Here is a 4,162-nt window from a genome sequence, read left to right as displayed (position 1 = left end):
GGCCCTTGGTGGCGCGGCCGGAATCCAGGCCGAGCACCGAGACCGGCACCACGTCGGTGCCGTGCAGGGCGACCAGCGCATGCGCCGGGCGGACGAAATTGACGCTACTCCAGCCGTCGGTCAGCTGGTAGGTCATGACCTTGGGGATGGGCAGCGCGGCGAGGGCGGCCTCGACGGCCTTCTGCAGGCCTTCGGCCAGCGTGGCGCCCTTGGCCATGCTGTCGTAGAACAGGATGTCGGCCTTGCCGTCGTTCTCGCGGCGCAGGGCGGCGACGGCGGAAGCGTCGGCGCCCAGGGCGGTCAGCTTCTTGAGCAGGGCCGGGGTGGCGTTGCCCGCGGCATCGAGGCCGACGGCGGCCGGCATCAGCTTCTGGACCACCGGCTTGTCGGCGGCGACGGCGGCGACGCTGGTGACATGGGCGGCCAGGCGGCGCGGCGAGGCGTAGGCGGTGACGACGGTGTCGGCCGGCGCCAGGCCAGCGTTCTTCAAGGAGTTGGCCAGCGCGGCGGCAAAGGCTTCGCCCAGCTTCTTCAGCGCCTTGGGCGGCAGTTCCTCGACGAACAGTTCTACGAGCAGATTCTTGGACGACATATCAGGCAACTTTCTTTTCGATCTGGGCGAGGACTTCGGCAGCCCATTCCTTGGGGGCCATCGGGAAGCCGAGGCGGGCGCGGCTGTCGAGATAGGCTTGCGCCACGGCGCGGGCCAGGTTGCGGATGCGGCCGATGTAGGCGGCGCGCTCGGTCACCGAGATGGCACCGCGGGCGTCGAGCAGGTTGAAAGTGTGGGCGGCCTTGAGCACCTGTTCGTAGGCGGGCAGCGCCAGTTGGGCGCCCATCAGGTGCTGCGCCTGCTTTTCGTGCGCGCCGAAGGCGTGGAACAGGAAGTCCACGTCGGAATGCTCGAAGTTGTAGGTCGACTGCTCGACTTCGTTCTGGTGATAGACGTCGCCGTAGGTCAGGCCCTCGGTCCAGACGAGGTCATAGACGTTCTCGACGCCCTGCAGGTACATGGCCAGGCGCTCGATGCCGTAGGTGATTTCGCCGGTGATCGGCTTGCAGTCGATGCCGCCGACCTGCTGGAAGTAGGTGAACTGGGTCACTTCCATGCCGTTCATCCACACTTCCCAGCCCAGGCCCCAGGCGCCCAGCGTCGGGTTTTCCCAGTCGTCCTCGACGAAACGCACGTCGTTTTTCTTGAGGTCGAAACCGAGGGCTTCGAGCGAACCGAGGTAAAGCTCGAGGATGTTGTCCGGCGCCGGCTTCAGGACCACCTGGAACTGGTAGTAGTGCTGCATGCGGTTCGGGTTCTCGCCGTAGCGGCCGTCCTTGGGGCGGCGCGACGGCTGCACGTAGGCGGCTTTCCACGGCTCGGGGCCGATGGCGCGCAGGAAGGTGGCGGTGTGGCTGGTGCCGGCGCCGACTTCCATGTCGTACGGCTGGAGCAGGGCGCAGCCCTTGTCGCTCCAGTATTGCTGCAGACGCAGGATGATTTCTTGAAAGCTCGGTTTCTTGCTGGTCGTCATCGGACGCACTCGATCTTGATTCGAAACGCTCGATTTTACTTGCTTTTCCCGGCTCTGTTCAGGGCTTCGCCCATGCTTGCAAAATAGTGAACGACGTTCAATAATTAACGTCGTTATGAAATTATGGCGATGCGAGCATCGCCGCGCCCGATGTCCAGGAAAGGAGTCGTCAGCATGCCCGAATCGGTAAACACCAACGTCGATCTTCCGGCCGAAGCCGGTCGTCGCGAACGCAAGCGCTTGCAGCAACTCGATCATCTGGCCGATACGGCGTGGAGCTTGTTCGAGGCCGAGGGCTTCGAGTCAGTGACCATGGAGCGCATTGCGGCGGCGGCCGATGTTTCCAAGGTCACGCTGTACCGGCATTTCCCGGTCAAGGAAGCCTTGCTGCGCCATGTTTTCCACCGCGAGCTGGGTGAGGCCTGGCCGGCCATCCAGCCTGAACTGGCGCGGGTGGCGCCGGGACGGGAGCGGCTGGCGCGCTTTCTCGAGTTGCAGGCGGCGTGGTGCGAGAGCCGGCGGACCTTCCTGCTGCCCTACGTGCGTTATCGCCTGGGCGATCATCGCCTGACGACGGAGGGACGCGAACGCAGCGGCATGGACCGGATCTTCGCCGCGCTGATCGCCCAGGGCCAGGCGACGGGCGAGTTCCGGGCCGACCTGCCGACGGACTTGCTGGCCATGCACTTCCAGTTCGCCCACCTGGCCACCATGCTGCGCTGCCTGGGCGACGAACGGCTGTCGCTGGCCGCCGAGTTCGCCGGCATGCTGGATCTGGTCTGCGACGGCCTGGGGGTGAGGCGATGAGCGACGCATACTCGATGGTTTCGGCTGCCGAAGCGGAAGCCGCCTCGCCCGGGGTGGTCGGCGGCAAGGGCCGGCAGCTCGGGCAACTGCGGCGCTACGGCCTGCCGGTACCCGATTTCTTCGTGCTGCCCGCGGCGTGGAGCGGCCAGCGCGGCGCCGGCGTGCCGGCGGATCTGCAGCGCCTGCTGGCGGCCGAGCTGGCGGTCCGCGGCTGGCTGCGGACGCCGCTCGCCGTGCGTTCGTCGGCAGTCGGCGAGGATGCCGCCGCGGCCTCCTTCGCCGGCATCTACCGCTCCTGCCTGAACGTGAGCGGCGTGGAGGCGCTGGCCGGGGCGGTCGCCGAGGTGTGGGCGTCGCTCGACACGCCGACGGCGGCGGCTTACCGGCAGCGCCTGGGCATAGCCGGCGAGCCGGCGATGGCGGTGGTGGTCATGCCGCTGCTCGCTGCCGAGGCCTCGGGCATCGCCTTCACCTGCGATCCGCTCAGCGGGCGCGACGACCGCATCGTCGTCCATGCCCACTGGGGGCTGGGCGAGGCGCTGGTCGGCGGCGAAGCGGCGGGCGACGAATATGTGTTGGCGGAAGATGCGACCGACGTCTGGCGCCTGGTCGCATGCCGGCCGGGCAGCAAGGCGAGCATGTCGCTTGCCGCGCCGGGCGGCGGCACGCAACGCCAGCCGGTGCCGGCGGAACGGGCGGCGGCCCGGGTGCTCGACGAGGCGCAGGCCGAATCGCTGGCGGCCTTGCTGCGCGATGCGGCGCTGGCCTTCGATTTCGTCGAACCCTTCTACGATTTCGAATGGGTGTGGGACGGCGGCCAATTCTGGCTGACCCAGGCACGCCCGGTGACCCGCCGGCCGCACTACACCTATCCGGCCCTGGCTGGCCAGCCGGCACTCTGGACGCGCGGCAATACCTGCGAGGTGATGCCCGAGCCGATGCAGGCGATGGACTGGAATTTCTCGCGCCGCGGCTGCAACGACCTGCTCGAACAGGGCTGGAAGCTGGCCGGCTACGCGCTGCTCCCCGGCGTGCAGCGCGCCGGACTGTTCGACGGCCGGCTCTACCTCGAAGCCTCGGTCATGCAGTGGGAGGCCTGGGACGCCATCGGCCTGCCGCCCGAGCGCATCAACGCCCTGATGGGCGGCCACCAGCCGGTCATCGCGACGGCGCCGCCGACCTGGCGCGAACGCCTGGCCCGCCTCGGCAACACCCTGCGCTACCTGCGCCGGGCCCCGGCCATGGGGCGGCGCGGCGATGCCGAAGTGGAGCGGGCGCTGGCCATTGCCCGCGAGCTGCGCGACGCCTCGTTGCCGGAAAACAGCGCCGACATCGCGGCGCTCCTCTTTCGCCTGCTCCGGCCGGCCCGCGAGTTCGTCGGCATGTTCTTCCTGCAAGGCTCGGGCGGCAGCAGCTTGAGCCTGCTGCTCGATACGCTGGAACGCGCCTTTCCCGGCGAGAGCGCGGCCATCGGCTCGGCGCTGCTCGCCGGCGGCGAGCCGAGCGTGACGGCGCAGCAGGGGTACGCCCTGCTCGAACTGGCCCGCCTGGCTGAAGCGGTGGCGCCCGGCCGGCCGCCGCTCGACGACCCCGGGTTTGCCCGGGCTTTCGCCGCCTTCCTCGATCGCTACGGGCATCGCGGCCATTACGAAACCTACCTGCGCAGCCCGCGCTGGCATGAGCAGCCCGAACGCCTGCTCGAACAGCTGCCGGCCCTGGCCGGGGTCGACGCGGCGGCGATGCGCGCCCGCCAGCAGGCGGCCGCCGCTGCGGCGTGGGCGCGTATCCGGCGCGAATTGCCTTTCTGGTACCGGCCCCTGCTGCGCGCC

Annotated in this window: 4 protein-coding genes; 2 read left to right on the top strand and 2 right to left on the bottom strand. The window is 69.0% G+C overall.

The features are described from left to right. On the bottom strand, nt 1-592 hold a 592-nt coding region (locus tag Q0P59_RS19615; protein WP_295009564.1), incomplete at its 3' end, for a glycine--tRNA ligase subunit beta. Nucleotide 593: 1 nt separating this feature from the next. Then, the gene (gene glyQ, locus Q0P59_RS19610; RefSeq protein ID WP_295009562.1) at nt 594-1,526 is read right to left on the bottom strand and encodes a glycine--tRNA ligase subunit alpha; all 933 of its coding nucleotides are present in this window, start codon (nt 1,524-1,526) and stop codon (nt 594-596) included. 174 nt (nt 1,527-1,700) lie between these two features. Between glyQ and Q0P59_RS19605 the strand changes: the two genes are divergently transcribed. Beyond that, nucleotides 1,701-2,333: a TetR/AcrR family transcriptional regulator gene (locus Q0P59_RS19605; RefSeq protein WP_295009560.1), complete on the top strand. Its 633-nt coding sequence runs from the start codon at nt 1,701-1,703 to the stop codon at nt 2,331-2,333. Then, on the top strand, nt 2,330-4,162 hold a 1,833-nt coding region (locus Q0P59_RS19600; protein WP_295009558.1), incomplete at its 3' end, for a PEP/pyruvate-binding domain-containing protein. The genes Q0P59_RS19605 and Q0P59_RS19600, both read left to right, overlap by 4 nt.

Origin of the sequence: uncultured Dechloromonas sp. (genome assembly GCF_945957265.1) — a bacterium.
Taxonomy (GTDB): Bacteria; Pseudomonadota; Gammaproteobacteria; order Burkholderiales; family Rhodocyclaceae; genus Azonexus.
This window is presented reverse-complemented; position numbering and strand designations above follow the sequence as displayed.